Below are 24,733 nucleotides of genomic sequence, written 5' to 3'. Positions count from 1 at the left end.
GTATGAGGAAAAATATAAAGAGTTATTATCTCTATGTTTTTGCTTTAGTATTCAGTGTTTCATTATATTATTCTTTTGTCACTTTACAGTACAATCCAGCAATCGTTAATGAAATCGGTACTGGTAGATCTTCAGCTGCATTAAAAGCAGCTTCCTATTTATTATTATTTATCGTAACTTTCTTTGTACTCTATGCTAATAAGCTCTTCATGAATAGACGGAGCAAGGAAATTGGTTTATACCAGCTAGTCGGCATGTCCAAGAGCCTAGTGGCTAGACTAATAGCAATTGAGAATATTATTCTTTGGTTCAGTGCTATTGTCATTGGTGTATTAGTAGGTTTACTTACCTCAAGAATATTTGTAATGATACTCTTAAAAATAGTAGAAAAGGATGTATTTGTAGAGCTCTCATTTTCTATGGAAGCGTTAATGGTTACTGTAGTTGTTTTCTCGGTACTTTTATTGATAGTAATTTTGCAAACCGCAATAAGAATTAAAAGAGTAACTCTACTAGCTCTAATTACAACAACCGCAGTCGCAGATGAAAGGGTCAAAAAGTTTAATGCCTTTCAGATGTTTTTAGGATTTGTAGGGTTGATTTCTATAGGGTATGGCTACTATTTATCGACGACACTATTAGACTTGGATAACTTACCTTCTGCCAATATACTGTTATTCAAAATGGTTTCTATACTTGCTTTAACGGTTGGTGGAACCTATTTTGTATTTCGATTTTCGGTAGCGTTAATCCTAAACCTTATAAGAAAAAGTAAAAAAGGTTTGCTATCTATTCAAGATGTATTATCGTTATCAACGATCATGCATCGAATGAAAGCCAATGCGATGTCTCTGACTACTATTACAGTATTGTCCGCGACTACGCTAGCAATATTAACATTAACCTACATCTCCTACTATTCAACGGACTCAGTGGCGAATCAAGCAGTACCTTATGATTTTATAATGTATGAGGATACTGGTTTTGAAATGGTTGGAGAATTTGATAAAGAAGGAATTCAATATACTAGGTATGATATTGACATACTAGCGGTTCCATCAGATGTCCGTACTTTATTGATCAAGAAAGCTGCGTTAGATAAAACTTTATCCACCGAGTTAGGTGTACAAGTTATTAGCTTAAAGGCAATTCAAAAAAAGCTTCCTAATCTTCAATTACAAGAAGAGGAAGGTTATATAATAGGTTACGATAGTTTGAGCGCAGAAAACATAAGAATAGAAGGACAAAAACCTATACAGTTTAATACTTCTACAGGTAAAGATGAAATATTTATTAAGGAAGTTATAGAGGATCGACTAATACCTGATTATCACTATTTTGGTTTTTTTACAGTCGTAGTGTCAGACACCTATTTTCAAAAGCTACTTAATGACCCTCTTACTAAGAACCAAAAAATAGTTGGTATGGATTTGAAGGAAGAAAATCAATTAATAAAGGCGCAAGAAGTATTTGAAGCAAATAAAGTGTCAGTGGAAATGCCAATTCCAGGTAATGATCGAGCAACAAACACAGTCAGTGTAGAATCACAGGAAGATTATCGCATAAATATGTTAGATTCACTTGGAATGACCATTTTTATAAGTGGATTTTTAGGCTTAGCGTTTTTAATAGCTACAGGTAGTATTCTGTACTTTAAACAAATGTCTGAGGCGGATGAAGAAAAAGGAACCTATAAAATTTTACGCAAAATGGGCTTTACTACTAATGAGATTATGAGTGGGATCCGACGTAAGCAGTTGTTTAACTTCGGTTTTCCATTAATAATAGGCTTAGCACATAGTTATTTTGCAGTAAAATCGGGTTGGATTTTATTTGGCACCGAGTTGGTTGCTCCCTTATTGATCACAATGGGTATATATATTGTTCTTTACTCCATCTTTGCAATTCTTTCAGCAGGTTATTATCGAAAGGTAGTAGAAGCAGCCTTATAATACAAAAGCTTGATTTCCATTTGGAGGTCAGGCTTTTGTTTTTGCATAGAGTTTTTCATAGATATTGAATGAGTAATATTTTATTAGTACAGGCTTGTGCTCAGGAGATAGACTTGTTCATTCCGACAAGGTTAGTTTTAAAAGTGATTTAGATTATTATATAATCTATTGACATTTTCATTAAAAAAATATAAACTTCTACCTATTAGTAATCTAGTGCGTGAAAGTGAGTGGTAAAGTTGAATGCTGTCTTAATAGCGGTAATAGTCATGTTAGTATTGAGTTTACTTCGTATCAACGTAGTATTCTCCTTAATTATAGGGGCCCTTGTAGGAGGCCTTACAGCCGGTTTATCCGTTGCGGAAACCATTGATGCATTTACAGGGGGGTTAGGAGCTGGGGCGACCATAGCACTTAGCTATGCGTTACTAGGAGGCTTTGCCATCGCTATCTCCAAGACTGGTATACCTGAGTTATTAGTGTTAGCCATCTTGAAGTTAGTAAAGAGTAAAGGAGACTCCAATAAAGTAGGGCTAGTGAAAGCTTTAGTATTCTTGTTGTTACTTATGATGGCTGTATTCTCGCAGAACTTAATTCCGATTCATATTGCCTTCATCCCATTACTGGTACCACCCATCTTAAAAGTGTTAAATATGTTGCAAGTGGATCGAAGATTGATAGCTTGTATTTTAGCTTTCGGTTTAATTACCCCGTATATGTTTTTGCCATACGGGTTTGGTGCAATTTATCAAGACATCGTTGCTACACAGATGGGGTTATCAGGATTAGAAATAGCTTTAAGCGATATTCCTAAGGCGATGGCAGTTCCAGCTCTAGGAATGGTATTTGGACTTGTAATGGCATTTGTTTTGTTTCGGAAACCCAGAAGTTATAAGCAGCAAGAAGTAGAAGTGAATGATCTAGAAGTAGATGTAAAGAAAAGTAGTATAGTTTTTACTATTATTTCTTTGGTTGCGGCTTTGACAGTTCAAGTTGAAACCGATTCTATGATTGCCGGAGCGCTTGCTGGTATCGTTGTCCTTTATGTCAGTGGTGCATTAAAAAGGAAAGAAGCGGATGTACTTCTCACTGAAGGCATGCGTATGATGGCATTTGTAGGATTCGTTATGATCACAGCAAATGGATTTGCAGCGGTTATTAATGCTACGGGGCATGTAGAAAGTCTTGTAGAAGCATCTTCGGGATTACTACAGGGTAATGTGAGTATAGCAGTGCTGATTATGTTAATAGTAGGTTTGATTGTAACGATGGGGATCGGTTCATCATTTGCTACTATCCCTATAATAGCTGCCATCTTTGTACCGCTTGCAATGGAACTTGGATTAAGTCCATTAGCAACAATTGCATTAATAGGCACAGCAGGTGCTTTAGGTGATGCCGGGTCACCTGCTTCTGACTCAACGCTTGGCCCAACTGCAGGATTGAATGTAGATGGACAGCATAACCATATATGGGATACTTGTGTTCCCACGTTTGTTGCATATAATATTCCGCTCGTGCTTTTCGGATGGATTGCAGTTGTGTTTGTTCTATAGTAATAACTAGAAAGGGATATCTCTATAGAAGAGATATCCCTTTTTGTTATAGTAACTTTAAAGAGCTTGCAGAAGAGTATGCGTGTTGCGTATATATTATTATTGTTATCAGTTGCTATTTTCACTAGAATTTTATATACTAGAAAACGGCTTAGAAAAACATAAGTATTATAGAAAAGTAATGCGGTTATAACTTTAAAAATAATTTCGTAAAAAACACTTGCGAAATATTTTTTTAATGTGTATAATGTTGAATGTTGGTCTTTGACTGCGATGAAGCGAGAGGTTACCGACACACCCGGCCGCTTTGCCATGGCGAGTGTACGGAAAATTTTCGTGGAGAATGTCTAGAAAATAGGCGAAAAGGAGGGAAAGTAATGGCAAAACAAAAAATTCGTATCCGTTTAAAAGCGTATGATCATAGAATTCTGGATCAATCTGCTGAGAAAATTGTGGAAACTGCTAAACGTTCAGGTGCAAGTGTATCGGGTCCGATTCCACTTCCGACTGAAAGATCTGTTTATACGATTCTTCGTGCTGTTCATAAGTATAAAGATTCTCGTGAGCAATTCGAAATGCGTACGCATAAACGTCTTATCGATATCGTTAACCCAACACCACAAACTGTTGATGCGTTAATGAAGCTTGATTTACCATCTGGCGTTGATATTGAAATCAAACTTTAATGGTAAAAAATAAAAAACACAAATTATTATAGGAGGTGTGACGGATGACCAAAGGAATCTTAGGTAGAAAAATCGGTATGACGCAAGTATTTGCTGAGAACGGTGACTTAATCCCTGTAACTGTTATTGAAGCTACTCCAAACGTAGTACTTCAAAAGAAAACAGTTGAAACAGACGGTTACGAAGCTATTCAGTTAGGTTTTGAAGACAAGCGCGAAAAGCTTTCTAACAAACCTGCGAAAGGGCACGTAGCTAAAGCAAGCACTGCTCCTAAGCGCTTCATCCGCGAATTCAGCGGCTTGGATACAGCTAATTACGAAGTTGGTCAAGAAGTCAAGGTAGAAAGTTTTACAGAAGGCGATGTAATTGATGTAACAGGTACTACTAAAGGTAAAGGTTTCCAAGGTGTTATTAAACGCCACGGACAATCTCGTGGACCAATGGCCCATGGATCTCGTTACCACCGTCGTCCAGGTTCAATGGGGCCAGTTGCTCCGAACCGTGTATTCAAACAAAAGAAATTACCTGGTCAAATGGGTGGACATACAGTAACAATCCAAAACTTAGAAATCGTAAGAGTGGATGCTGAACGTAACCTATTATTAGTAAAAGGTAATGTTCCTGGTTCTCGTAAATCATTAGTAGTAGTTAAAGCTGCTATTAAATCGAAATAATTCTCTAAAGAAAGGAGGAAACAGGAATGGCAAAAGTATCATTATTCAATCAAGCAGGAACTTCAGTTGGCGAAATCGAATTGAACGATAAAATTTTCGGTATCGAACCAAATGAATCTGTCTTATTTGACGCTATCATTTCTCAACGCGCTTCACTTCGTCAAGGTAATCACAAAGTGAAAAACCGTTCTGAAGTTGCTGGTGGTGGACGTAAACCATGGAAACAAAAAGGAACTGGACGTGCTCGTCAAGGTTCTATCCGCTCTCCACAATGGCGTGGTGGTGGTGTTGTTTTCGGACCAACTCCACGTAGTTACAGCTTCAAATTACCTAGAAAAGTACGTCGTTTAGCACTTCTTTCAGCGCTTTCAACAAAAGCTCGTGAAGAAAGTATCGTAGTACTTGAAGGTTTAGCATTTGATGCACCAAAAACAAAAGACTTCGTGAAAGTGTTATCTAACCTTTCAATCGATAAAAAAGCGTTATTCGTAACTGCTGATTTAGATGAAACAGTAGCATTAGCTGCTCGTAACATCCCTGGAATCACAGTAGTGTCTGCAACAGGCATTAACGTTTTAGATTTAATCGGTCATAACAAAGTTGTAATGACTAAAGCAGCAGTAGAAAAAGTAGAGGAGGTGCTTGGATAATGGAAGCACGTGATATTATTAAACGTCCGGTCATTACCGAGCGTTCTTCTGAAGTAATGGCAGATAAAAAGTACACTTTCGAAGTGGACACTCGTGCCAATAAAACTCAAGTTAAATACGCAATTGAAGAAATTTTCGGAGTAGATGTTGAGAAAGTTAACATCATGAACTACAAAGGAAAATACAAACGCGTAGGTAAATTTGGTGGGTATACGAACAAGCGTCGTAAAGCTATTGTTACGTTAACTCTAGAAAGCAAAGAAATCGAGTTATTCGAAATCTAATCCTTATAAAAAGGAATTAATAATCAAGAAGGAGGGAATAACATGGCGATTAGAAAGTATAAACCAACGACAAACGGACGTCGTAACATGACTTCATTAGATTACGCTGAAATCACAACTGACAAGCCAGAGAAATCTCTACTTGCTCCTGTGAAACGTAAAGGCGGCCGTAACAATCAAGGTAAAATTACTGTTCGTCATCATGGTGGTGGACATAAGCGTCAATACCGTATCATCGATTTCAAACGAAATAAAGATGGTATACCAGGACGCGTTGCTACTATTGAGTATGATCCAAACCGTACTGCGAATATCGCATTAATTAATTATGCGGATGGGGAAAAACGTTACATCCTAGCTCCTAAAGGCTTAGAAGTGGGAATGACAATCGTGTCAGGACCAGAAGCTGATATCAAAGCAGGAAACGCTCTTCCATTACAAAACATCCCAATGGGTACTACTATCCATAACATTGAAATGAAACCTGGTAAAGGTGGTCAGTTAGTTCGTTCTGCTGGTACATCTGCTCAATTACTTGGTAAAGAAGGTAAGTACGTAATCGTACGTTTACAATCTGGTGAAGTTCGTTTAATCCTAGGTGTTTGCCGTGCAACTATCGGTGAAGTAGGAAACGAACAACACGAACTTGTGAACATTGGTAAAGCTGGTCGTAATCGTTGGTTAGGTAAACGCCCAACTGTACGTGGATCAGTAATGAACCCGAACGATCACCCACATGGTGGTGGTGAAGGTAAAACTCCAATCGGTCGTAAGTCACCAATGTCTCCATGGGGTAAACCAACTCTTGGATACAAAACTCGTAACAAGAAAAACAAATCCGACAAACTTATCATTCGTCGTCGTAAAAAATAAAGTGGTCTTACTACGGTTCGCAGATAGAACCGTGGTGTCATCACGGAGGGAGGTTTCAGCATGGGTCGTAGCTTGAAAAAAGGACCTTTCGCAGACGATCATCTAATTAAGAAGGTCGATGCACAAAAGGACTCTGAGAAAAAACAAGTGATTAAGACTTGGTCTCGCCGTTCTACAATTTTCCCTACTTTTATCGGGTTAACAATCGCTGTATATGACGGACGCAAACATGTTCCTGTATACGTAACTGAAGATATGGTAGGTCATAAACTTGGCGAGTTTGCACCAACACGCGCTATAGGTAGTCATGGTTCTGATGATAAGAAAACAAGACGCTAATTTGAGAGGAGGTCATTAAAATGTCACAAGCAAAAGCTATTGCTAAAACAGTGCGCATTGCCCCTCGTAAAGTAAGATTAGTCGTTGATTTAATCAGAGGTAAGCAAATCGGTGAAGCAGTTGCAATTTTAAAACTTACTCCAAAAGCAGCATCGCCTGTAGTTGAAAAGGTATTAAAATCCGCAGTTGCCAACGCTGAGCACAATTATGATTTAGATGTAAATAACCTAGTTGTTTCTGAAGTCTTTGTTGATGAAGGTCCAACATTAAAACGTTTCCGCCCACGTGCTATGGGACGTGCAAGTGCTATTAACAAACGTACTAGCCACATCACAATCGTGGTATCAGAGAAGAAGGAGGGATAATTCGTGGGTCAAAAAGTACATCCTATAGGATTACGAGTAGGCATCATTCGTGACTGGGAGTCAAAATGGTACGCTGGTAAAGACTATGCAACTCTACTACACGAAGACTTGAAAATCCGTAAGTACATCGAAACTCGTTTGAAAGAAGCTTCTGTTTCTACTGTAGAAATCGAACGCGCTGCAAAACGTGTTAATGTTTCAATTCACACAGCTAAACCAGGTATGGTAATCGGTAAAGGTGGTACGGAAGTGGAAGCACTTCGCAAGCACTTGAACGATTTAACTGGTAAACGTGTACACATAAATATTGTTGAAATAAAACGAGCTGACTTAGATGCTAAATTAGTAGCAGAAAGTATTGCACGCCAACTAGAAGGGCGCGTATCTTTCCGTCGTGCTCAAAAACAAGCAATTCAACGCACAATGCGTTCTGGCGCTAAAGGTATTAAAACTCAAGTATCTGGACGCTTAGGCGGCGCTGACATTGCTCGTGCTGAACATTACAGCGAAGGAACTGTACCACTTCATACATTACGTGCTGACATTGATTATGCACATGCTGAAGCTGACACAACTTATGGTAAGCTTGGCGTTAAAGTATGGATCTATCGTGGTGAAGTCCTTCCAGTTAAGAAGAACTCTGAGGAAGGAGGCAAATAATATGTTAATGCCTAAACGCGTTAAATATCGTCGTGAACACCGTGGGAAAATGCGTGGTGAAGCAAAAGGCGGCAAAGAAATAGCATTCGGTGAGTTTGGTTTACAAGCAACTGAAGCAAGCTGGATCACAAGTCGTCAAATTGAAGCAGCCCGTATTGCAATGACACGTTACATGAAACGTGGCGGTAAAGTATGGATTAAAATATTCCCTCACAAACCTTATACGAAAAAGCCTCTTGAGGTACGTATGGGTTCAGGTAAAGGTGCTCCTGAAGGATGGGTAGCAGTTGTAAAACCTGGAAAAATTATGTTTGAAATAGCTGGCGTTTCTGAAGAAGTTGCTCGTGAAGCATTGAGATTAGCATCACATAAGCTTCCGATTAAATGTAAAATAATCAAACGTCAAGAAATTGGTGGTGAATCTAATGAAAGCTAATGACATCCGTGACCTTACTACTGCAGAAATAGAACAAAAGGTAAAATCACTGAAAGAAGAGCTTTTCAACCTACGCTTCCAATTGGCGACTGGTCAATTAGAAAACACAGCTCGCATTCGCGAAGTTCGTAAAGCGATCGCGCGTATGAAAACTGTGGTTCGTGAAAGAGAAATCAGTGCAAACAACTGATAAAGGAGGTTTTCTGGCATGACTGAGCGTAATCAACGCAAAGTATACACTGGCCGTGTGGTATCAGATAAAATGGATAAAACAATTTCTGTTTTAATTGAAACTCATAAAAAACACAAGTTATACGGTAAACGTGTTAAGTATTCTAAGAAATTTAAAGCTCATGATGAGCAGAACGAAGCCCAAATCGGAGATATCGTCCGTATCATGGAAACTCGTCCGCTATCAGCTACTAAACGTTTCCGCCTATTGGAAGTTGTAGAAAAAGCGGTTATTATCTAATAATAAGTTCGGAACTAATATATTCCGAAGGGAGGTTACCTAAGTGATCCAACAAGAAACTCGTATGAAAGTTGCTGACAACTCAGGTGCACGCGAAGTTTTAACTATTAAAGTACTTGGTGGTACTGGACGTAAGACTGCTAATATCGGCGATATCGTCGTATGTACAGTTAAGAAAGCAACACCAGGTGGCGTTGTCAAGAAGGGTGACGTCGTTAAAGCTGTAATCGTTCGCACTAAAAGCGGCGTACGCCGTAAAGACGGAACTTATATCAAATTTGATGAAAATGCTTGCGTTATTATCAAAGATGATAAAGGCCCGCGTGGAACTCGTATCTTCGGACCAGTTGCTCGTGAATTACGCGACAGCAACTTTATGAAAATCGTTTCATTAGCTCCAGAAGTTCTTTAATTTACATGAAAGTGCCAATCAAGGAGGTGCGACAAGAATGCATGTTAAAAAAGGCGACAAAGTAATGGTAATCTCAGGTAAAGACAAAGGTAAAACAGGTGTTGTTCTTACTGCTTTTCCTAAGAAAGACCGTGTGTTAGTTGAAGGTGTAAACATCATCAAAAAACATATGAAGCCAAACCAAGCTAATCCGCAAGGAGGAATTGTAAGCCACGAGGCTGCAATCCACGTATCGAATGTTATGTTAATTGACCCTAAAACCGGCGAGCCGACTCGCGTAGGTTCTAAAGTGGAAGATGGCAAAAAAGTTCGTGTTGCGAAAAAATCCGGTGAAATTATTAAATAAGTAAAGAGAAGGGAGGTACACACATGAACCGCCTAAAAGAAAAGTATCTTAAGGAAGTTTCTCCTGCTCTAATGAGCAAATTTGAATATAAATCAGTAATGCAAGTACCTAAAGTTGATAAAATTGTTATCAACATGGGTGTTGGTGATGCTGTTTCTAATACAAAAGCGCTTGACGCTGCTGTTGAGGAATTACAAATTATTTCAGGACAAAAACCTGTAGTTACGAAAGCTAAAAAATCGATCGCTACATTCCGTCTACGTGAAGGTATGCCAATCGGTACAAAAGTCACTCTACGTGGAGAACGTATGTATGACTTCTTGGATAAATTAATCGCTATTTCTCTTCCGCGTGTACGTGACTTCCGTGGTGTTTCTAAAAAAGCATTCGACGGTCGCGGTAACTACACTCTAGGAATCAAAGAGCAATTGATCTTCCCTGAAATCGATTATGATAAAGTTTCGAAAGTACGCGGTATGGACATCGTAATTGTAACAACTGCGAATTCTGACGAAGAAGCTCGCGAGTTATTAACACAATTCGGTATGCCATTCCAAAAGTAAAATAAGGGAGGCGAAAACGTGGCTAAAAAATCAATGATCGTTAAACAACAACGTACGCCAAAGTTCCAAGTGCAAGCATACACACGCTGTGAGCGTTGTGGACGTCCGCACTCTGTATATCGTAAATTCAAGCTTTGCCGTATTTGTTTCCGTGAACTTGCATACAAGGGACAAATTCCTGGCGTTAAAAAAGCAAGCTGGTAATCCCCTATAACTGGGAAGGAGGTAAATGTAATGACAATGTCAGATCCAATTGCAGATATGCTTACACGCATTCGTAATGCTAACATGGTTCGTCACGAGAAATTAGAAGTTCCTGCTTCAAACCTGAAAAAGGAAATCGCGGAGATTTTAAAACGCGAAGGTTTCATCCGTGATGTTGAATATGTAGAAGATAGCAAACAAGGTATCATCCGTATCTTCTTAAAATATGGTCAAAATGACGAGCGCGTTATTACTGGTTTGAAACGTATTTCAAAACCTGGTCTACGCGTTTACGCTAAAACAAACGAAGTACCTAAAGTATTGAACGGTTTAGGAATCGCTTTAGTTTCTACTTCAAATGGTTTATTAACAGATAAAGAAGCTCGCGCTAAACAAGTTGGCGGAGAAATCGTAGCTTACGTTTGGTAATAATCAACAAACGAATGGAGGTGCAACAAAATGTCTCGAGTAGGTAAAAAACCAATAGAGGTTCCTGCAGAAGTTACTGTAACAGTTAGCGCTGAAAACACAGTAGTTGTAAAAGGACCAAAAGGTGAATTAACAAAATCTTTTAACCAAGATATTAAAATTGAGCAAGAAGGTACTGTAATAACTTTAGTACGCCCTTCGGATTCAAAAGAGCACCGTACGATTCATGGTACAACTCGCGCTTTGCTAGCTAACATGATCACGGGTGTTTCTCAAGGATTTGAACGTGCACTTGAATTAGTTGGGGTAGGTTACCGTGCACAATTACAAGGAACTAAACTTGTACTTAATGTAGGGTACTCACATCCAGTTGAGTTCACTCCTGAAGACGGACTAGTAGTTGAAGTTCCTGCAAATACAAAAATTATCATTCGCGGTATTGATAAAGAACGTGTTGGTGCTTTAGCATCTAACATTCGTCAAGTTCGTCCACCAGAGCCGTATAAAGGTAAAGGTATTCGTTATGAAGGCGAAGTTGTACGCCGTAAAGAAGGTAAAACAGGTAAATAATGCTTTTCGCATTAGAAAGGAGTGACCACTGTGATTACGAAACAAGACAAAAATCAAGTTCGTAAGAGACGTCATGTACGTGTTCGTACAAAAATCACGGGTACTACTGAACGTCCTCGTTTAAATGTATTCCGTTCTAATAAACATTTATACGCACAACTGATTGATGATACTCAAGGTGTTACAATCGCAAGTGCATCCACTATGGATAAAGATTTCAATGGAACAGCTGGAAATGTAGAAGCTGCTAAATTGATCGGTGAAACAATCGCAAAACGCGCTACAGAAAAAAACATCAAATCTGTTGTATTTGACCGTGGCGGTTACTTATATCATGGACGTGTTAAAGCGTTAGCTGAAGCTGCACGTGAAAACGGCTTAGAATTTTAAGAAGAAGGAGGGACATATTTCATGCGTGGTATTGACCCAAACAAACTTGAACTTGAAGAACGCGTAGTAACGATCAACCGTGTTGCTAAAGTTGTAAAAGGTGGACGTCGTTTCCGTTTTACTGCATTAGTAGTTGTCGGTGACAAAGATGGACATGTAGGATTTGGTACTGGTAAAGCACAAGAAGTTCCAGATGCTATCCGTAAAGCTGTTGAAGACGCGAAGAAAAACTTAATAGAAGTACCAAGAGTTAAAGGGACTACTCCTCATTTAGTTGTAGGACATTTTGGTGCCGGTTCTATTCTAGTTAAACCTGCAGCGCCTGGTACAGGAGTTATTGCTGGTGGACCAGTTCGTGCAGTACTTGAATTAGCTGGTATTACAGATATTCTTTCTAAATCACTTGGTTCTAATACACCAATTAACATGGTACGTGCTACAGTACAAGGTTTAACTCAGTTAAAACGTGCTGAAGACGTTGCTAAATTGCGTGGTAAATCAGTAGAAGAACTGTTAGGATAAGGGGGGGAAATTACAATGGCAACTAAACTAGAAATTACCCTGACTAGAAGCTTGATTGGTACTAAACCAACTCAACGCAAAACAGTAGAAGCTCTTGGATTACGTAAAATGCATCAAACAGTTGAGCATCAAGACAATGTCGCTATTCGTGGCATGGTTAAAAAAGTAGCTCATCTAGTAACAACTAAAGAAATATAAGTTTTATTTTAAGAATAAGGAGGTGCCACCATATGAAACTTCATGAGTTAAAGCCATCAGAAGGTTCTCGTTCTTCGCGCAAGCGTATCGGACGTGGAATCGGGTCTGGAACTGGTAAAACATCAGGTAAAGGTCATAAAGGTCAAAACGCTCGTTCAGGCGGAGGCGTTCGTCCAGGATTTGAGGGCGGTCAAAACCCGTTATTCCGTCGTTTACCAAAACGTGGATTTACGAACATTAATCGTAAAGAATTCGCAATTGTGAACCTTGACACATTAAATCGTTTCGAAGACGGCACAGAAGTTACACCTGCTCTATTAATAGAAACAGGTGTTGTGAGCAGTGAGAAATCTGGTATCAAGATTCTAGGTAATGGAACTCTTGGTAAAAAGTTAACTGTAAGAGCTCATAAATTCTCTGCATCAGCAAAAGAAGCAATTGAGAACGCTGGCGGATCAACAGAGGTGGTTTAATGTTTCAGACAATCTCCAACTTTATGCGTGTTAGAGATATAAGAAATAAAATCATTTTTACTTTATTGATGTTAATCGTCTTCCGTATTGGGACATTTGTTCCAGTACCTTACGTTGATGCTGATGTATTAAAACAAACAGACCAAATGGGTTTGATTGGTTTCCTTAATACATTCGGTGGCGGAGCCCTTGCTAACTTTTCTATTTTAGCAATGGGTATCATGCCTTACATCACTGCATCCATCATAGTACAATTACTACAAATGGATGTTGTTCCGAAGTTTACTGAGTGGGCAAAACAAGGGGAAGTCGGAAGACGGAAACTTGCACAATTCACTCGATACTTCACAATTGTGTTAGCTTTTGTTCAAGCAATTGCTATGTCTTACGGTTTTAACCGTATGTATAGTGGTTCTTTAATAAAAGATGACGGTATATTGACATACTTAGTTATTGCACTTGTTTTGACAGCCGGAACTGCATTTTTAATGTGGTTAGGAGAGCAAATTACCGCTAAAGGTGTTGGTAATGGTATATCTATTATTATCTTCGCTGGTATTGCTGCTGCCATTCCAAACGCAGTTAACCAAGTGTATGCGCAACAAATTGAAGGTGCAGGAGATGCACTGTTTATCAATATAGTAATCATCATTTTACTTTTATTGGCGATTATCGCAGTAACAGTTGGAGTAATTTACGTTCAACAAGCGTTGCGTAAAATTCCAATTCAATATGCGAAACGTGTTTCTGGTGCTGCTCAAACAGGCGGTCAACAGACTCACTTACCTTTAAAAGTTAATGCTGCGGGAGTAATCCCGGTAATCTTTGCATCAGCGTTTCTTATGGCGCCTCAGTCAATCGTTTTATTCTTCGGTCAGAATAACACTACCGATGCTATTACGAGAGCATTAGATTATACACAACCTATTGGTATGACAATTTATATTGCTTTGATCATTGCTTTTACATACTTCTATGCGTTCATTCAGGTGAACCCAGAAAATGTAGCAGACAATTTGAAAAAGCAAGGTGCGTATATTCCTGGGATTCGTCCAGGGATCAATACACAAAACTATTTAACTAGCGTCTTGTATCGTTTAACATTTGTTGGAGCTATATTCTTAGCTATTATTTCAATCATGCCGATGCTATTTGTGAAGTATGCGGATTTACCGCAATCAGCACAAATTGGCGGAACAAGTTTGTTAATCGTAGTTGGGGTTGCACTCGAAACGATGAAACAGCTAGAATCCCAACTAGTTAAACGTCATTATAAAGGCTTTATGAAATAAGGTGGATTTTTAGGGACGTTAATGTTCCTAAAAATCAACTATATAGTCCTGGGGGGCATTTTCGTATGAATATCGTTTTAATGGGTTTACCTGGTGCCGGAAAAGGTACTCAGGCAGATAAAATTGTTGAGAAGTACGCAATCCCTCATATTTCTACAGGCGATATGTTTCGTGCAGCTATTAAAGATGGTACGGAACTAGGTTTAAAAGCAAAATCGTTTATGGATCAAGGTGCCTTGGTACCTGATGAAGTAACGATTGGTATTGTCCGCGAAAGATTAAGTAAACCAGACTGTGAAAAAGGATTCCTACTTGATGGATTTCCTCGTACAGTTCCACAAGCAGATGCACTAGATGCTTTGCTTTCGGATATCGACAAATCTATTGAGCATGTGCTTAATATTCAAGTAGAACAAGAAGAATTAATCAAACGTCTAACAGGTCGCCGCATTTGTAAAGAATGTGGAACTGCTTATCATTTAGTCTTTAATCCACCTGCTAAAGATGGGGTATGTGACAAAGATGGTGGAGAGCTTTATCAACGTGCTGATGATAATCCGGAAACGGTAACTAACCGTCTGGAAGTAAATATGAAGCAAACACAACCTTTGCTTGATTTTTATGAAGACAAAGGTGTTTTATCTAATATAGATGGACAGCAGGATATTAAACTAGTATTCGCTGATCTTGATGCTCTGTTACAGGGCAACCGCATATAATTGCCCGGTGCCTGTCGCAGACGACTGAATACCCGGGTAGTATGCAATAGAACGAAAATGTTTTTTTCGAGAGCTGCAAAAGCATATTGCGCCCGGTATACGTTCGGAGGAAAAGGAATGCATCAAAAGCGCGGACTCCCTTGTCCACGTGCATTTAAAATACTTACGATGTATAATGGGTTTCGTGGAAGCATCTGTGTAACGAACGGGTACTATGGAACTCATCCAACACATTCGTACGAACATGTTGACATGAGGGAGACGGTCTACTCCGTGGATTGCTATAAGCGAAACCTTACGAGTGTCTTTCGAACATCTCTCATGATTTCCAAACATATGCTTGAACGAATAGTTTCGTTCCTATTGAGGCTATACTAACAGCAAATTACGTTTGAGTATTGATGAGAACCTGATTTGTATATAGAAGGGAGACAGGGTTGATGGCGAAAGATGATGTAATTGAAGTCGAAGGAACAGTTGTTGAGACTTTGCCAAACGCGATGTTTAAGGTAGAATTAGAAAACGGTCATACGATTCTTGCGCATGTATCGGGTAAAATTCGTATGCATTTCATCCGTATTTTACCTGGAGATAAAGTCACAATTGAACTTTCTCCTTACGATTTAACTCGCGGTCGTATTACGTACCGTTTTAAATAATAATCTTTTGCACTCCGGACTACTAAGGAGGTTAGGTTAGATGAAAGTGAGACCATCTGTGAAACCGATCTGCGAAAAATGTAAGGTAATTCGCCGACGCGGTAAAGTAATGGTAATCTGTGAAAATCCTAAACACAAACAAAGACAAGGATAATAAGAAGGAGGTGCACGACACATATGGCACGTATTGCTGGTGTTGACATTCCACGCGACAAACGCGTTGTTATTGCATTAACATACATTTTCGGTATTGGTAAAACGACTTCTCAAAAAGTATTAGCGGGAGCTGGTATTTCTGAAGAAACACGTGTACGTGATCTTACAGAAGACGAACTAAACAAAATCCGTGAACAAATCGGTGTATATAAAGTAGAAGGTGACCTTCGTCGCGAAGTATCACTAAACATTAAACGATTGATGGAAATCGGATCATTCCGTGGTATCCGTCATCGTAGAGGCTTACCAGTACGCGGACAAAATACGAAGAACAATGCACGTACTCGTAAAGGTCCACGTAAAACAGTAGCTAACAAGAAAAAATAATCGGTAAAGGAGGTTTCTTCTTAACATGGCACGTAAACAACAAACACGTAAGCGTCGTGTGAAAAAGAATATCGAATCCGGTATTGCTCACATTCGCTCAACATTTAACAACACAATTGTGACTATCACAGACATGCAAGGAAATGCACTTTCTTGGTCAAGTGCTGGAGCTCTTGGATTTAGAGGTTCTCGTAAATCTACTCCATTCGCTGCACAAATGGCTGCAGAAGCTGCTGCAAAGACTTCAATGGAACATGGTATTAAAACTTTAGAAGTAACAGTTAAAGGACCAGGAGCTGGTCGTGAAGCGGCAATTCGCGCACTTCAAGCTGCAGGTCTAGAAGTTACAGCAATTAAAGACGTAACACCAGTACCACATAATGGTTGCCGTCCACCAAAACGTCGTCGCGTTTAATAGGTGATACTCAACTTGTTTGAGAACATCATTTATTGTACAGACTGAGGTTGTATTAACAGCAATCAGTTAACGATCGAATTCATGATGGAAAGAACCTATACATTCGATGTTTTGAGGGAGGGTAAATTGGAATGATCGAAATCGAAAAACCAAAGATTGAAAGTGTAGAAATCAGCGAAAATACCAAGTTTGGTAAATTTGTTGTAGAACCGCTTGAACGTGGCTATGGAAATACTTTGGGAAATTCTTTACGACGCATCCTTCTGTCGTCTTTACCAGGAGCTGCAGTTACTTCTATTCAAATTGATGGCGTTTTACACGAGTTTTCAACTATTGAAGGCGTAGTGGAAGATGTAGCATCTATTATTATGAATGTGAAAAAGCTAGCTTTAAAAATCTACTCTGACGAGGAAAAAGTCATTGAGATTGATGTTAAAGGTGAGGGAATGATTACTGCCGCTGACATTACACATGACAGTGACGTAGAAATTTTAAACCCGGAACTCTATATTGCTACAATCAGCAAAAATGGTCATTTCCGTATGCGTATGTACGCAGGTCGAGGCCGTGGCTACACTCCTGCTGTTCAAAACAAACGTGAGGATCTTCCTATCGGCGTAATCCCGATCGACTCTATTTATACTCCAGTTTCACGCGTGAATTTCCAAGTGGAAAATACTCGTGTTGGGCAAATGTCCAACTTCGATAAGCTTACACTTGATGTGTGGACAGATGGCAGCACAGGTCCTAAAGAGGCGATTTCTCTTGGAGCGAAAATTTTAACAGAGCACTTAAATATTTTTGTAGGGATGACAGACGAGGCACAAACTGCTGAAATCATGGTCGAAAAAGAAGAAGATCAAAAAGAAAAAGTTTTAGAGATGACTATTGAAGAACTTGATCTTTCTGTTCGTTCTTATAATTGCTTAAAACGCGCTGGTATTAATACAGTACTTGAGCTTGCAAGCAAGTCAGAAGACGATATGATGAAAGTAAGAAACCTTGGACGTAAATCTTTAGAAGAAGTAAGAGCGAAGTTAGATGAGCTTGGTTTAGGATTACGTAAAGAAGACTAAACGGGTTTTGATATAGCAAGACTTGAATTATTCACCAAAGGAGGGAAACATCCATGGGTTACAGAAAACTTGGACGTACAAGTTCTCAACGTAAAGCGATGTTACGTGACTTAACAACGGACCTAATTATTAATGAGCGTATTCAAACTACTGAAGCACGTGCAAAAGAATTACGTTCTGTTGTTGAAAAAATGATCACTTTAGGTAAACGCGGAGATTTACACGCTCGTCGTCAAGCTGCGGCTTACATTCGTCGTGAGGTCGTTACTTCTACTGATGAAGAAGGAAACGAATCAACAATCTATGCTTTACAAAAATTGTTTGATGATGTAGCACCACGCTATGCTGATCGTCAAGGCGGTTACACTCGTATTATGAAAGCTGGACCTCGTCGCGGAGACGGAGCACCAGTAGTAGTAATTGAGTTAGTTTAATTTAATTTTCAGACGTTTATTCGTCTGCCAAATTGAAGAGGGTATTTGGTGGGTTTCTACCGCCCTCTTTTTTTCAAACAGATTTATACGACAATATAAAAGCAGAGTGTTACGATGAGCGGGCTTATGAAATTCTTTGAATTTTAAGAAGTGGCGTCTCGTCTAGCTCTACGCACCTCATTTTCTGGTTGGTCTTGAGCAACCAATCAAGAAATAAGTTATAGAAGAGCGCATTTCTCAAAATGAGGTGCGCGCTTTTTTAATTTATCGTAAAATGTTGTAAACTATTAGCACAGCTGAGTTGAGCAGAGGAGGTAAAGGATGAAACGCGAAATTATTTCTTTACAGGAAGTTACTTTTACATATGCAGAGGAAGATATCGGTATACGCCCAGCTATACAGAATGTCTCTTATACTATTAATGAAGGTGAATGGGTGGCGATTGTTGGCCATAATGGGTCTGGCAAATCGACATTAGCACGATTAATGAATGGTCTTCTATTTCCTCAGACGGGAACAGTACGGATATTTGGAGAACCATTAAACGAACATAATTTATGGGACACACGCTCTAAAATGGGAATGGTATTTCAAAATCCAGATAACCAGTTTGTAGGAGCAACAGTTCAAGATGATGTTGCATTTGCGTTAGAAAATAACGGCATCCCCTTTGAGGAAATGGTGGAACGAGTACATGCTTCATTAGCAAAAGTGAAAATGAGTGACTTTATGAATAGTGAGCCGCACCATCTCTCTGGTGGACAGAAGCAAAGAGTTGCCATTGCGGGAGCTATCGCGCTTCAACCAAGTATTTTGCTGTTAGATGAGGCAACTTCTATGTTAGATCCTCAGGGGAGAGAAGAGGTACTTCAAACAGTGCATGAGTTAAGGAAAGAAACTGATCTAACAGTAATCTCTATCACACATGATTTAGAAGAAGCACTTCTCGCTGATCGTGTAATTGTTATGAACCAGGGAGAGAAATATGCAACAGGGTCACCACATGAGGTATTTGAAAGAGGGCAGGAGCTAATCGATTTAGGATTGGATCTTCCTTTTGCAATGAATATGTCTAGGCTACTGCGAGCGCAAGGTGTGCAACTTGTAGCAGACCATATGTCAGAAGAAGAGTTGGTGAATGATTTATGGACATCTCACTTCAACAAGTAAGTTATGCGTATGCCAAAGATACACCATTTGAAAAAAGAGCTTTATACGATGTAGATTTACTAATTCCCTCAGGTTCTTATCAAGCTATCATTGGTCATACAGGCTCAGGGAAGTCTACAGTGCTACAGCATTTAAATGCTTTGCTGAAGCCTACAGAAGGTGTTATTCGTATAGGTGGCACGGAAGTTGTGGCAGGTAAAAAGAACAAAAAACTAAGAGAAATTAGACAAAAGGTAGGGATAGTCTTTCAATTTCCCGAGCATCAATTATTTGATGAAACAGTTTTAAAGGATATTATGTTTGGACCTATGAACTTTGGGGTGCCAGAAGAGGAAGCAAGACAACGAGCTATTGAATTAGTGAGGTTACTTGGGTTGCCTGAAGAGGTAATGGAAAAGTCACCCTTTGACCTCTCTGGTGGGCAAATGCGAAGAGTTGCTATTGCGGGAGTCCTTGCGATGAATCCGGAAGTATTAGTATTAGATGAACCGACAGCTGGGCTTGATCCAAGAGGTCGGAAAGAAATTATGGACCTGTTTTATAAACTCCATATAGAAAAAGGCTTAACGACTATTCTTGTAACGCATAGCATGGAAGATGCGGCAAGATATGCAGATCGAATTGCAATTATGCATAATGGTCGATGTGTGCTGCAAGGAATACCAAAAGAGATATTCTCTGATGAGGATCGTTTAATGGATTATCGTTTAGAATTACCTCAATCTATTAAGTTTCAAAAGAAACTAGAAGAGATGATGAACAAAAAACTGCCAAGTCTTTGTTTAACGGAAGAGGCCTTAGCAGAGGAACTTGCACGCCTGTTGAAAAAGGAGCGTGAAATCTAATGCTAGAGAAAATGATATTTGGTCGCTATATTCCGGGAGATTCTTTTATACACCGTTTAGACGCTCGTGCAAAGTTAATATTTGTATTTTTCTTTATTATGGTTGTCTTCATTGCAAATAACTGGATTACCTACGGGATCTTATTGGTGTTTACTTTTCTTATCATTAAACTATCGAAAATTAGACTATATTTTTTGATTAATGGGTTAAAACCGGTTGTTTTTTTAATTATATTTACGTTTTTATTGCATTTGTTTTTCACTCGAGAAGGTCCAATTATATTGGATTGGAAGTTTATCAAAATTTATGAGGAAGGCTTGAAGCAAGGGATATTCATCTCAATTCGCTTTACCGTACTCGTTATTTTAACATCAATTCTCACATTAACTACTACACCTATTTCGATAACAGATGCATTAGAAATCTTGTTGAATCCATTAAAAAAATGGAAATTACCTGTACATGAATTGGCACTTATGATGTCTATTTCGTTAAGATTTATCCCAACTTTAATGGATGAGACGGATAAGATTATGAAAGCACAAATGGCTAGAGGATCTGATATGACAACGGGGAATATGAAGGAAAGAATGAATGCAATTGTACCACTTCTTATCCCGTTGTTTGTTAGTGCTTTTAAGCGAGCAGAAGACTTAGCAACAGCGATGGAAGTAAGAGGGTATAGAGGGGGCGAAGGTCGCACGAGATACCGGAAGCTAGAATGGGCACTCAGAGACACGCTAACCCTCCTTACGCTCGTCGTACTAGCTGTAATACTGGTTTACTTTAGAAACTGATGAGGAGGGGGTAGGATGAGACTTCGAGCAATTATTAGTTATGATGGAAGTCAGTTTTCTGGTTATCAAATTCAACCAGGGAAACGGACTGTTCAATTAGAAATAGAGCGTGTCTTAGAAACGATTCATAAAGGCACAGTTGTGAAAATAGTTGCGAGTGGAAGAACAGATGCTGGTGTTCATGCAACAGGACAAGTTATTCACTTTGATAGTCCACTAACATTTCCGGTAGATCGTTGGAGCACTGCTTTGAATGTTCAACTTCCTAGAGATATTCGTATTTTGTCGATTGAGCAAGTATCGGATGATTTTCATGCCAGATACCATGCTGTTGGAAAAACGTATCGTTATATTTGGTCACTTAGTGAAATACATAGTCCTTTTGAGCGTGATTTTTCCGTCCATGCAGATCGTTATAAACCAGATATTGCATTGATGCAGGAAGCAGCTCAACATTTACTGGGAACCCATGATTTTTCAAGTTTTTGTGCAGCGAAGACGAATGTAAATGACTTTGTGAGAACTATTTACTCTATTAACTTTGAAGTGAAAAAAGAAACTCAACAACTTCAAATGGTCATTAGTGGAAGTGGGTTTTTATATAATATGGTTCGTATAATTGCGGGTACATTATGGGAAGTTGGCATTCAAAAAAAAAGTGTGGAGAGTATTTCCAAGATCCTCTCATCGTGTGACAGAAAGGAAGCAGGGAAAACCGCGCCAGCACACGGTTTATACCTTGAAAAAGTAGCGTATGGTGGATGAAACAACATCACCAGGTGTTTTACGAAAAACGCTTGACTAATTGTTGTTTCCGGGGTATGATGATGTATGGTATTTCTTAACCCCACAATATAAGCCCCGAAACTTATTGGTATGAGGATATAGAAAATTTTAGATCGATTATGATTGAATTAGGAGGACAAAATACATGCGTACAACATTCATGGCTAAGGGTCACGAAGTAGAACGTAAATGGTTAGTAGTAGACGCTGAAGGCCAAACACTTGGTCGTCTAGCTTCAGAAGTTGCAGCTATTTTACGTGGAAAAAACAAACCAACATTCACACCGAATGTTGACACAGGTGATCATGTGATCATTCTTAATGCAGAAAAAATTCATTTAACTGGGAACAAGCTAAATGACAAAATTTACTACCGTCACACTCAATTCTCTGGTGGACTTAAACAACGTACAGCTTTAGAAATGCGTACTAAGTACCCAACAAAAATGCTTGAGCTAGCTATTAAAGGAATGCTTCCTAAAAACTCTTTAGGTCGTCAAACGTTCAGCAAGCTTCATGTATACACTGGAGCAGAACACCCACATGCAGCACAAAAACCAGAAGCATATGAGCTTCGCGGATAATAATTAAGAGGAGGACATTCACTTGGCACAAGTTCAATATATCGGCACTGGTCGCCGTAAAAGTTCAGTAGCACGTGTACGTTTAGTACCGGGCGAAGGAAATATCGTTATCAACAAACGTGACGTAGAAGACTACGTACCATACGAAACTTTACGTGAAATTATTAAACAACCATTAGTAACTACTCAAACTTTAGGTAGCTACGATGTACACGTAAACGTTAACGGTGGTGGATTCACAGGACAAGCAGGAGCAATCCGTCATGGTATTGCACGTGCACTACTTACAGTAGATCCTGATTTCCGTCCAGCATTGAAATCAGCAGGATTCTTAACACGTGATCCACGTATGAAAGAACGTAAAAAACCAGGACTTAAAGGCGCTCGTCGTGCACCTCAGTTCTCAAAACGTTAATATTATATTATCAGTTCAAAGCACTTCTCGAGATTATTTCTCGGGGAGTGCTTTTTTTATTAGTCTTTAGGGAAAATAGACGATTGTCTAATTGTTTAAAAAGTGATTGTGTGTATATTTTGAGAGGTGTATATTTAAAAACAATAATACCTATGAAGGAGAGGAGTATATGGAGTTTACCTCACAAAGATTAATTTTTCGTCTATATGAGCAAGGGGACATGGACTTTTTATATTCGATGTTAAGCGATTCCCAGATGATGAAGTATATAGGGAATGGCAATACGCGGAATAGAGAAGAATCACATGCCTTTTTAGAAAGAATTCAAAGTCACTACAAGAAGAATGGAGAGTATGGCTTAAAGCTACTAATTCGTAAAAAAGATGGAGTTCCAGTGGGACATGCGGGAATAATACCACAACAAATTGATGGAGAAGATGAACTAGAAATTGGCTATTGGATCGCTAAAGAATTTTGGGGAAATGGTTACGCAATAGAAGCAGCAAGTGCCCTACTTAACAGAGGAGTTGAACAGTTAAGTTTAACGCGTCTAATCTCTCTTATTCAGAAGGAAAACACCAGGTCTATCCGTATAGCCAACAAAAATGGAATGCATTTAGAGAAAGAAGTAATCTTAAAGGGTAAAGAAGTTAGTGTGTATACATATCAAAAAAAGTAATGATATAGAAAGAAAAAGAGGAAATGTATGAGAAGCAAATTTAATATTGTCACGAGCACAATTCTTGTTAGTATTTTTATTGCTCGTTTTGGAACGTTTTTAGTGTTGCCTTATTTAACGCTTTTTCTGCTCGACGAATTCCACTACTCGGGCATGCAAATTGGAACGATTATATCAACTTTGGCTCTATCCAATTTGGTAATGAGTTTTTTTGTAGGACCATATATTGATAAGTATCCGAAAAACAAAGTCATTATTATTGGGCTCATTGGATATTTAATCTGTTATTTTTATTTCCCTTTTATCGAGCATTATTCAGGGTTTATCGCATTTGCTGCTTTGCTTGGAGTAAGTCAAGCAGTGGTGGAGCCTACTTATCGAGTATTACTGAGTTTATATACAGAGCCGGAAAATCGACGGTTAATATTTAATATCCGTTACTTTTTGATTAATATATCTGCGGCAATTGCACCGCTTACTTCTGTATACTTTCAACAGTATGGAATGGCGAACTTATTTTTTATTGTAGGTTTTATTTTCTTACTTAATATATTGATCTTCATCATTATATTTAAAAGGTACCCGTTGAAACTGAATCCGATCAGCACAACGAACCCGTCAATATTTCATTCGTTTCATGTCTTTAAAAAGGATACTAGTTTTTTAATTTTTGTGTTGGCATTGATATTTATTAGCTTTGGATATAGTCAGTTTGACTCCACTTTTAGTCAATACTTAGGGAAGTCCTTTCACCATGAACTAGCGATACAATATTTTGCTTGGCTCATAACTACAAATGCTATTACTGTATTAGTCATTCAGTACTTCGTTTACAAGCTTGGAGAATTGATAAGCACCACTACTTCCTTAATGATTGGAAGTGGGTTATTGTCTATGGGATTATTTTTCTTTGGGCAAAGTGATTCAATTATATGGTTGATAGCCGCGATGGTTATTTTTACTGCTGGCGAAGTATTAGTATTTACCATGGTCGATATCCATTTGGATGGAATGTGTGAGGATCAGGAGAAGGGTACTTACTTCGCTCTTTCCGGTGTAAAGTCTGTCGGTCGAATAGTGGGTCCGAGCCTAGGTGGAGTACTGTTAGATACGATGAGCAGCGGTGCTTTAGTCTTTTTCATCATTTCGGTAGTTACTTTACTGGCAATCCCATCGTTCTATTATAGTTCAAAAATACGTGGACAATTCTAATCATACTATTTGTCCTTTGTACGTATAATGAGTGAAAAAGGAGCGATGAAC

Annotated in this window: 39 protein-coding genes; all 39 read left to right on the top strand. The window is 38.8% G+C overall.

What is annotated here, in order from left to right; genetic code table 11:
• The first annotated feature begins 2 nt into the window (after nucleotides 1-2).
• The 39 genes from MHI40_RS18595 (at nucleotide 3) to MHI40_RS18405 (ending at nucleotide 24,682) form a co-directional block, all read left to right on the top strand.
• Entirely contained in the window at nucleotides 3-1,952 is a 1,950-nt protein-coding gene (locus MHI40_RS18595; RefSeq protein WP_340764080.1) for an FtsX-like permease family protein, read from the top strand.
• Between the two features lie 239 nt (nucleotides 1,953-2,191).
• Nucleotides 2,192-3,508 (top strand): Na+/H+ antiporter family protein, encoded by a 1,317-nt coding sequence (locus tag MHI40_RS18590; protein ID WP_340764597.1) that lies wholly within the window; start codon nucleotides 2,192-2,194, stop codon nucleotides 3,506-3,508.
• Between the two features lie 377 nt (nucleotides 3,509-3,885).
• Nucleotides 3,886-4,194: a 30S ribosomal protein S10 gene (gene rpsJ, locus MHI40_RS18585; protein WP_042478628.1), complete on the top strand. Its 309-nt coding sequence runs from the start codon at nucleotides 3,886-3,888 to the stop codon at nucleotides 4,192-4,194.
• 44 nt (nucleotides 4,195-4,238) lie between these two features.
• Nucleotides 4,239-4,868, top strand: a complete 630-nt coding sequence (gene rplC, locus MHI40_RS18580; RefSeq protein WP_093537862.1) for a 50S ribosomal protein L3 — start codon at nucleotides 4,239-4,241, stop codon at nucleotides 4,866-4,868.
• A gap of 26 nt (nucleotides 4,869-4,894) precedes the next feature.
• The gene (gene rplD / locus MHI40_RS18575) at nucleotides 4,895-5,518 is read left to right on the top strand and encodes a 50S ribosomal protein L4 (RefSeq protein ID WP_093537861.1); all 624 of its coding nucleotides are present in this window, start codon (nucleotides 4,895-4,897) and stop codon (nucleotides 5,516-5,518) included.
• Nucleotides 5,518-5,802: a 50S ribosomal protein L23 gene (gene rplW, locus MHI40_RS18570; RefSeq protein WP_093537860.1), complete on the top strand. Its 285-nt coding sequence runs from the start codon at nucleotides 5,518-5,520 to the stop codon at nucleotides 5,800-5,802. Before rplD ends, rplW begins: the two co-directional genes overlap by 1 nt.
• Nucleotides 5,803-5,844: 42 nt before the next feature.
• A complete protein-coding gene (gene rplB / locus MHI40_RS18565) occupies nucleotides 5,845-6,675 on the top strand; it encodes a 50S ribosomal protein L2 (protein WP_093537859.1) in 831 nt (276 codons plus the stop codon).
• 60 nt (nucleotides 6,676-6,735) lie between these two features.
• Entirely contained in the window at nucleotides 6,736-7,014 is a 279-nt protein-coding gene (gene rpsS / locus MHI40_RS18560; RefSeq protein WP_093537858.1) for a 30S ribosomal protein S19, read from the top strand.
• Nucleotides 7,015-7,034: 20 nt separating this feature from the next.
• Nucleotides 7,035-7,379, top strand: a complete 345-nt coding sequence (gene rplV / locus MHI40_RS18555) for a 50S ribosomal protein L22 (RefSeq protein WP_093537857.1) — start codon at nucleotides 7,035-7,037, stop codon at nucleotides 7,377-7,379.
• 3 nt (nucleotides 7,380-7,382) lie between these two features.
• A complete protein-coding gene (gene rpsC, locus MHI40_RS18550) occupies nucleotides 7,383-8,039 on the top strand; it encodes a 30S ribosomal protein S3 (RefSeq protein ID WP_093537856.1) in 657 nt (218 codons plus the stop codon).
• Nucleotide 8,040: 1 nt separating this feature from the next.
• Nucleotides 8,041-8,475: a 50S ribosomal protein L16 gene (gene rplP, locus MHI40_RS18545; RefSeq protein ID WP_093537855.1), complete on the top strand. Its 435-nt coding sequence runs from the start codon at nucleotides 8,041-8,043 to the stop codon at nucleotides 8,473-8,475.
• Nucleotides 8,465-8,665 carry a 50S ribosomal protein L29 gene (gene rpmC / locus MHI40_RS18540; protein ID WP_093537854.1) on the top strand — a complete coding sequence of 67 codons (201 nt, stop codon included), beginning with the start codon at nucleotides 8,465-8,467 and terminating at the stop codon, nucleotides 8,663-8,665. Before rplP ends, rpmC begins: the two co-directional genes overlap by 11 nt.
• Nucleotides 8,666-8,683: 18 nt before the next feature.
• Nucleotides 8,684-8,947: a 30S ribosomal protein S17 gene (gene rpsQ, locus MHI40_RS18535; RefSeq protein ID WP_090567844.1), complete on the top strand. Its 264-nt coding sequence runs from the start codon at nucleotides 8,684-8,686 to the stop codon at nucleotides 8,945-8,947.
• Between the two features lie 43 nt (nucleotides 8,948-8,990).
• A complete protein-coding gene (gene rplN / locus MHI40_RS18530) occupies nucleotides 8,991-9,359 on the top strand; it encodes a 50S ribosomal protein L14 (protein ID WP_053591327.1) in 369 nt (122 codons plus the stop codon).
• A gap of 37 nt (nucleotides 9,360-9,396) precedes the next feature.
• Nucleotides 9,397-9,705, top strand: coding sequence for a 50S ribosomal protein L24 (rplX, locus tag MHI40_RS18525; RefSeq protein WP_090567845.1), 309 nt, complete (start codon nucleotides 9,397-9,399; stop codon nucleotides 9,703-9,705).
• Between the two features lie 23 nt (nucleotides 9,706-9,728).
• Nucleotides 9,729-10,268, top strand: coding sequence for a 50S ribosomal protein L5 (gene rplE, locus MHI40_RS18520; protein ID WP_093537853.1), 540 nt, complete (start codon nucleotides 9,729-9,731; stop codon nucleotides 10,266-10,268).
• Between the two features lie 18 nt (nucleotides 10,269-10,286).
• Nucleotides 10,287-10,472: a type Z 30S ribosomal protein S14 gene (locus tag MHI40_RS18515; RefSeq protein ID WP_093537852.1), complete on the top strand. Its 186-nt coding sequence runs from the start codon at nucleotides 10,287-10,289 to the stop codon at nucleotides 10,470-10,472.
• Between the two features lie 30 nt (nucleotides 10,473-10,502).
• Entirely contained in the window at nucleotides 10,503-10,901 is a 399-nt protein-coding gene (gene rpsH, locus MHI40_RS18510; protein WP_090567854.1) for a 30S ribosomal protein S8, read from the top strand.
• Between the two features lie 30 nt (nucleotides 10,902-10,931).
• Nucleotides 10,932-11,471, top strand: a complete 540-nt coding sequence (gene rplF / locus MHI40_RS18505; RefSeq protein WP_093537851.1) for a 50S ribosomal protein L6 — start codon at nucleotides 10,932-10,934, stop codon at nucleotides 11,469-11,471.
• A 30-nt stretch (nucleotides 11,472-11,501) separates the two neighbouring features.
• Entirely contained in the window at nucleotides 11,502-11,861 is a 360-nt protein-coding gene (gene rplR, locus MHI40_RS18500) for a 50S ribosomal protein L18 (protein WP_093537850.1), read from the top strand.
• A 21-nt stretch (nucleotides 11,862-11,882) separates the two neighbouring features.
• A complete protein-coding gene (gene rpsE / locus MHI40_RS18495) occupies nucleotides 11,883-12,383 on the top strand; it encodes a 30S ribosomal protein S5 (RefSeq protein WP_093537849.1) in 501 nt (166 codons plus the stop codon).
• A gap of 15 nt (nucleotides 12,384-12,398) precedes the next feature.
• A complete protein-coding gene (gene rpmD, locus MHI40_RS18490) occupies nucleotides 12,399-12,581 on the top strand; it encodes a 50S ribosomal protein L30 (protein ID WP_093537848.1) in 183 nt (60 codons plus the stop codon).
• Between the two features lie 32 nt (nucleotides 12,582-12,613).
• Nucleotides 12,614-13,054, top strand: coding sequence for a 50S ribosomal protein L15 (gene rplO, locus MHI40_RS18485; RefSeq protein WP_093537847.1), 441 nt, complete (start codon nucleotides 12,614-12,616; stop codon nucleotides 13,052-13,054).
• A complete protein-coding gene (gene secY, locus MHI40_RS18480; RefSeq protein ID WP_093537846.1) occupies nucleotides 13,054-14,346 on the top strand; it encodes a preprotein translocase subunit SecY in 1,293 nt (430 codons plus the stop codon). The genes rplO and secY overlap by 1 nt, the downstream gene beginning before the upstream one ends.
• Nucleotides 14,347-14,411: 65 nt before the next feature.
• The gene (locus tag MHI40_RS18475) at nucleotides 14,412-15,065 is read left to right on the top strand and encodes an adenylate kinase (protein WP_093537845.1); all 654 of its coding nucleotides are present in this window, start codon (nucleotides 14,412-14,414) and stop codon (nucleotides 15,063-15,065) included.
• A gap of 440 nt (nucleotides 15,066-15,505) precedes the next feature.
• Nucleotides 15,506-15,724, top strand: a complete 219-nt coding sequence (gene infA, locus MHI40_RS18470) for a translation initiation factor IF-1 (protein ID WP_016429904.1) — start codon at nucleotides 15,506-15,508, stop codon at nucleotides 15,722-15,724.
• Nucleotides 15,725-15,764: 40 nt separating this feature from the next.
• A complete protein-coding gene (rpmJ, locus tag MHI40_RS18465; protein ID WP_003247619.1) occupies nucleotides 15,765-15,878 on the top strand; it encodes a 50S ribosomal protein L36 in 114 nt (37 codons plus the stop codon).
• A 23-nt stretch (nucleotides 15,879-15,901) separates the two neighbouring features.
• Nucleotides 15,902-16,267: a 30S ribosomal protein S13 gene (gene rpsM, locus MHI40_RS18460; RefSeq protein WP_093537844.1), complete on the top strand. Its 366-nt coding sequence runs from the start codon at nucleotides 15,902-15,904 to the stop codon at nucleotides 16,265-16,267.
• A gap of 25 nt (nucleotides 16,268-16,292) precedes the next feature.
• A complete protein-coding gene (gene rpsK / locus MHI40_RS18455; RefSeq protein ID WP_093537843.1) occupies nucleotides 16,293-16,682 on the top strand; it encodes a 30S ribosomal protein S11 in 390 nt (129 codons plus the stop codon).
• Between the two features lie 134 nt (nucleotides 16,683-16,816).
• On the top strand, nucleotides 16,817-17,761 hold the full coding sequence (locus tag MHI40_RS18450) for a DNA-directed RNA polymerase subunit alpha (protein ID WP_093537842.1): 945 nt from the start codon (nucleotides 16,817-16,819) through the stop codon (nucleotides 17,759-17,761).
• Between the two features lie 53 nt (nucleotides 17,762-17,814).
• Entirely contained in the window at nucleotides 17,815-18,195 is a 381-nt protein-coding gene (gene rplQ / locus MHI40_RS18445; protein WP_093537841.1) for a 50S ribosomal protein L17, read from the top strand.
• Between the two features lie 321 nt (nucleotides 18,196-18,516).
• The gene (locus MHI40_RS18440; RefSeq protein ID WP_093537840.1) at nucleotides 18,517-19,365 is read left to right on the top strand and encodes an energy-coupling factor ABC transporter ATP-binding protein; all 849 of its coding nucleotides are present in this window, start codon (nucleotides 18,517-18,519) and stop codon (nucleotides 19,363-19,365) included.
• Entirely contained in the window at nucleotides 19,341-20,210 is an 870-nt protein-coding gene (locus MHI40_RS18435) for an energy-coupling factor ABC transporter ATP-binding protein (RefSeq protein ID WP_340764021.1), read from the top strand. Before MHI40_RS18440 ends, MHI40_RS18435 begins: the two co-directional genes overlap by 25 nt.
• On the top strand, nucleotides 20,210-21,007 hold the full coding sequence (locus tag MHI40_RS18430; RefSeq protein WP_340764019.1) for an energy-coupling factor transporter transmembrane component T family protein: 798 nt from the start codon (nucleotides 20,210-20,212) through the stop codon (nucleotides 21,005-21,007). Before MHI40_RS18435 ends, MHI40_RS18430 begins: the two co-directional genes overlap by 1 nt.
• Before the next feature lie 15 nt (nucleotides 21,008-21,022).
• On the top strand, nucleotides 21,023-21,772 hold the full coding sequence (gene truA, locus MHI40_RS18425; RefSeq protein ID WP_093537837.1) for a tRNA pseudouridine(38-40) synthase TruA: 750 nt from the start codon (nucleotides 21,023-21,025) through the stop codon (nucleotides 21,770-21,772).
• A 166-nt stretch (nucleotides 21,773-21,938) separates the two neighbouring features.
• Nucleotides 21,939-22,376 carry a 50S ribosomal protein L13 gene (gene rplM / locus MHI40_RS18420; protein ID WP_093537836.1) on the top strand — a complete coding sequence of 146 codons (438 nt, stop codon included), beginning with the start codon at nucleotides 21,939-21,941 and terminating at the stop codon, nucleotides 22,374-22,376.
• A 22-nt stretch (nucleotides 22,377-22,398) separates the two neighbouring features.
• Entirely contained in the window at nucleotides 22,399-22,791 is a 393-nt protein-coding gene (rpsI, locus tag MHI40_RS18415) for a 30S ribosomal protein S9 (RefSeq protein ID WP_093537835.1), read from the top strand.
• A gap of 169 nt (nucleotides 22,792-22,960) precedes the next feature.
• The gene (locus MHI40_RS18410; RefSeq protein ID WP_340764013.1) at nucleotides 22,961-23,470 is read left to right on the top strand and encodes a GNAT family N-acetyltransferase; all 510 of its coding nucleotides are present in this window, start codon (nucleotides 22,961-22,963) and stop codon (nucleotides 23,468-23,470) included.
• 27 nt (nucleotides 23,471-23,497) lie between these two features.
• Nucleotides 23,498-24,682: an MFS transporter gene (locus tag MHI40_RS18405; RefSeq protein WP_340764012.1), complete on the top strand. Its 1,185-nt coding sequence runs from the start codon at nucleotides 23,498-23,500 to the stop codon at nucleotides 24,680-24,682.
• Nucleotides 24,683-24,733: the final 51 nt, after the last annotated feature.

It is taken from the genome of Psychrobacillus sp. FSL H8-0510, assembly GCF_038008345.1.
Lineage (GTDB): Bacteria > Bacillota > Bacilli > Bacillales_A > Planococcaceae > Psychrobacillus > Psychrobacillus psychrotolerans.
This window is presented reverse-complemented; position numbering and strand designations above follow the sequence as displayed.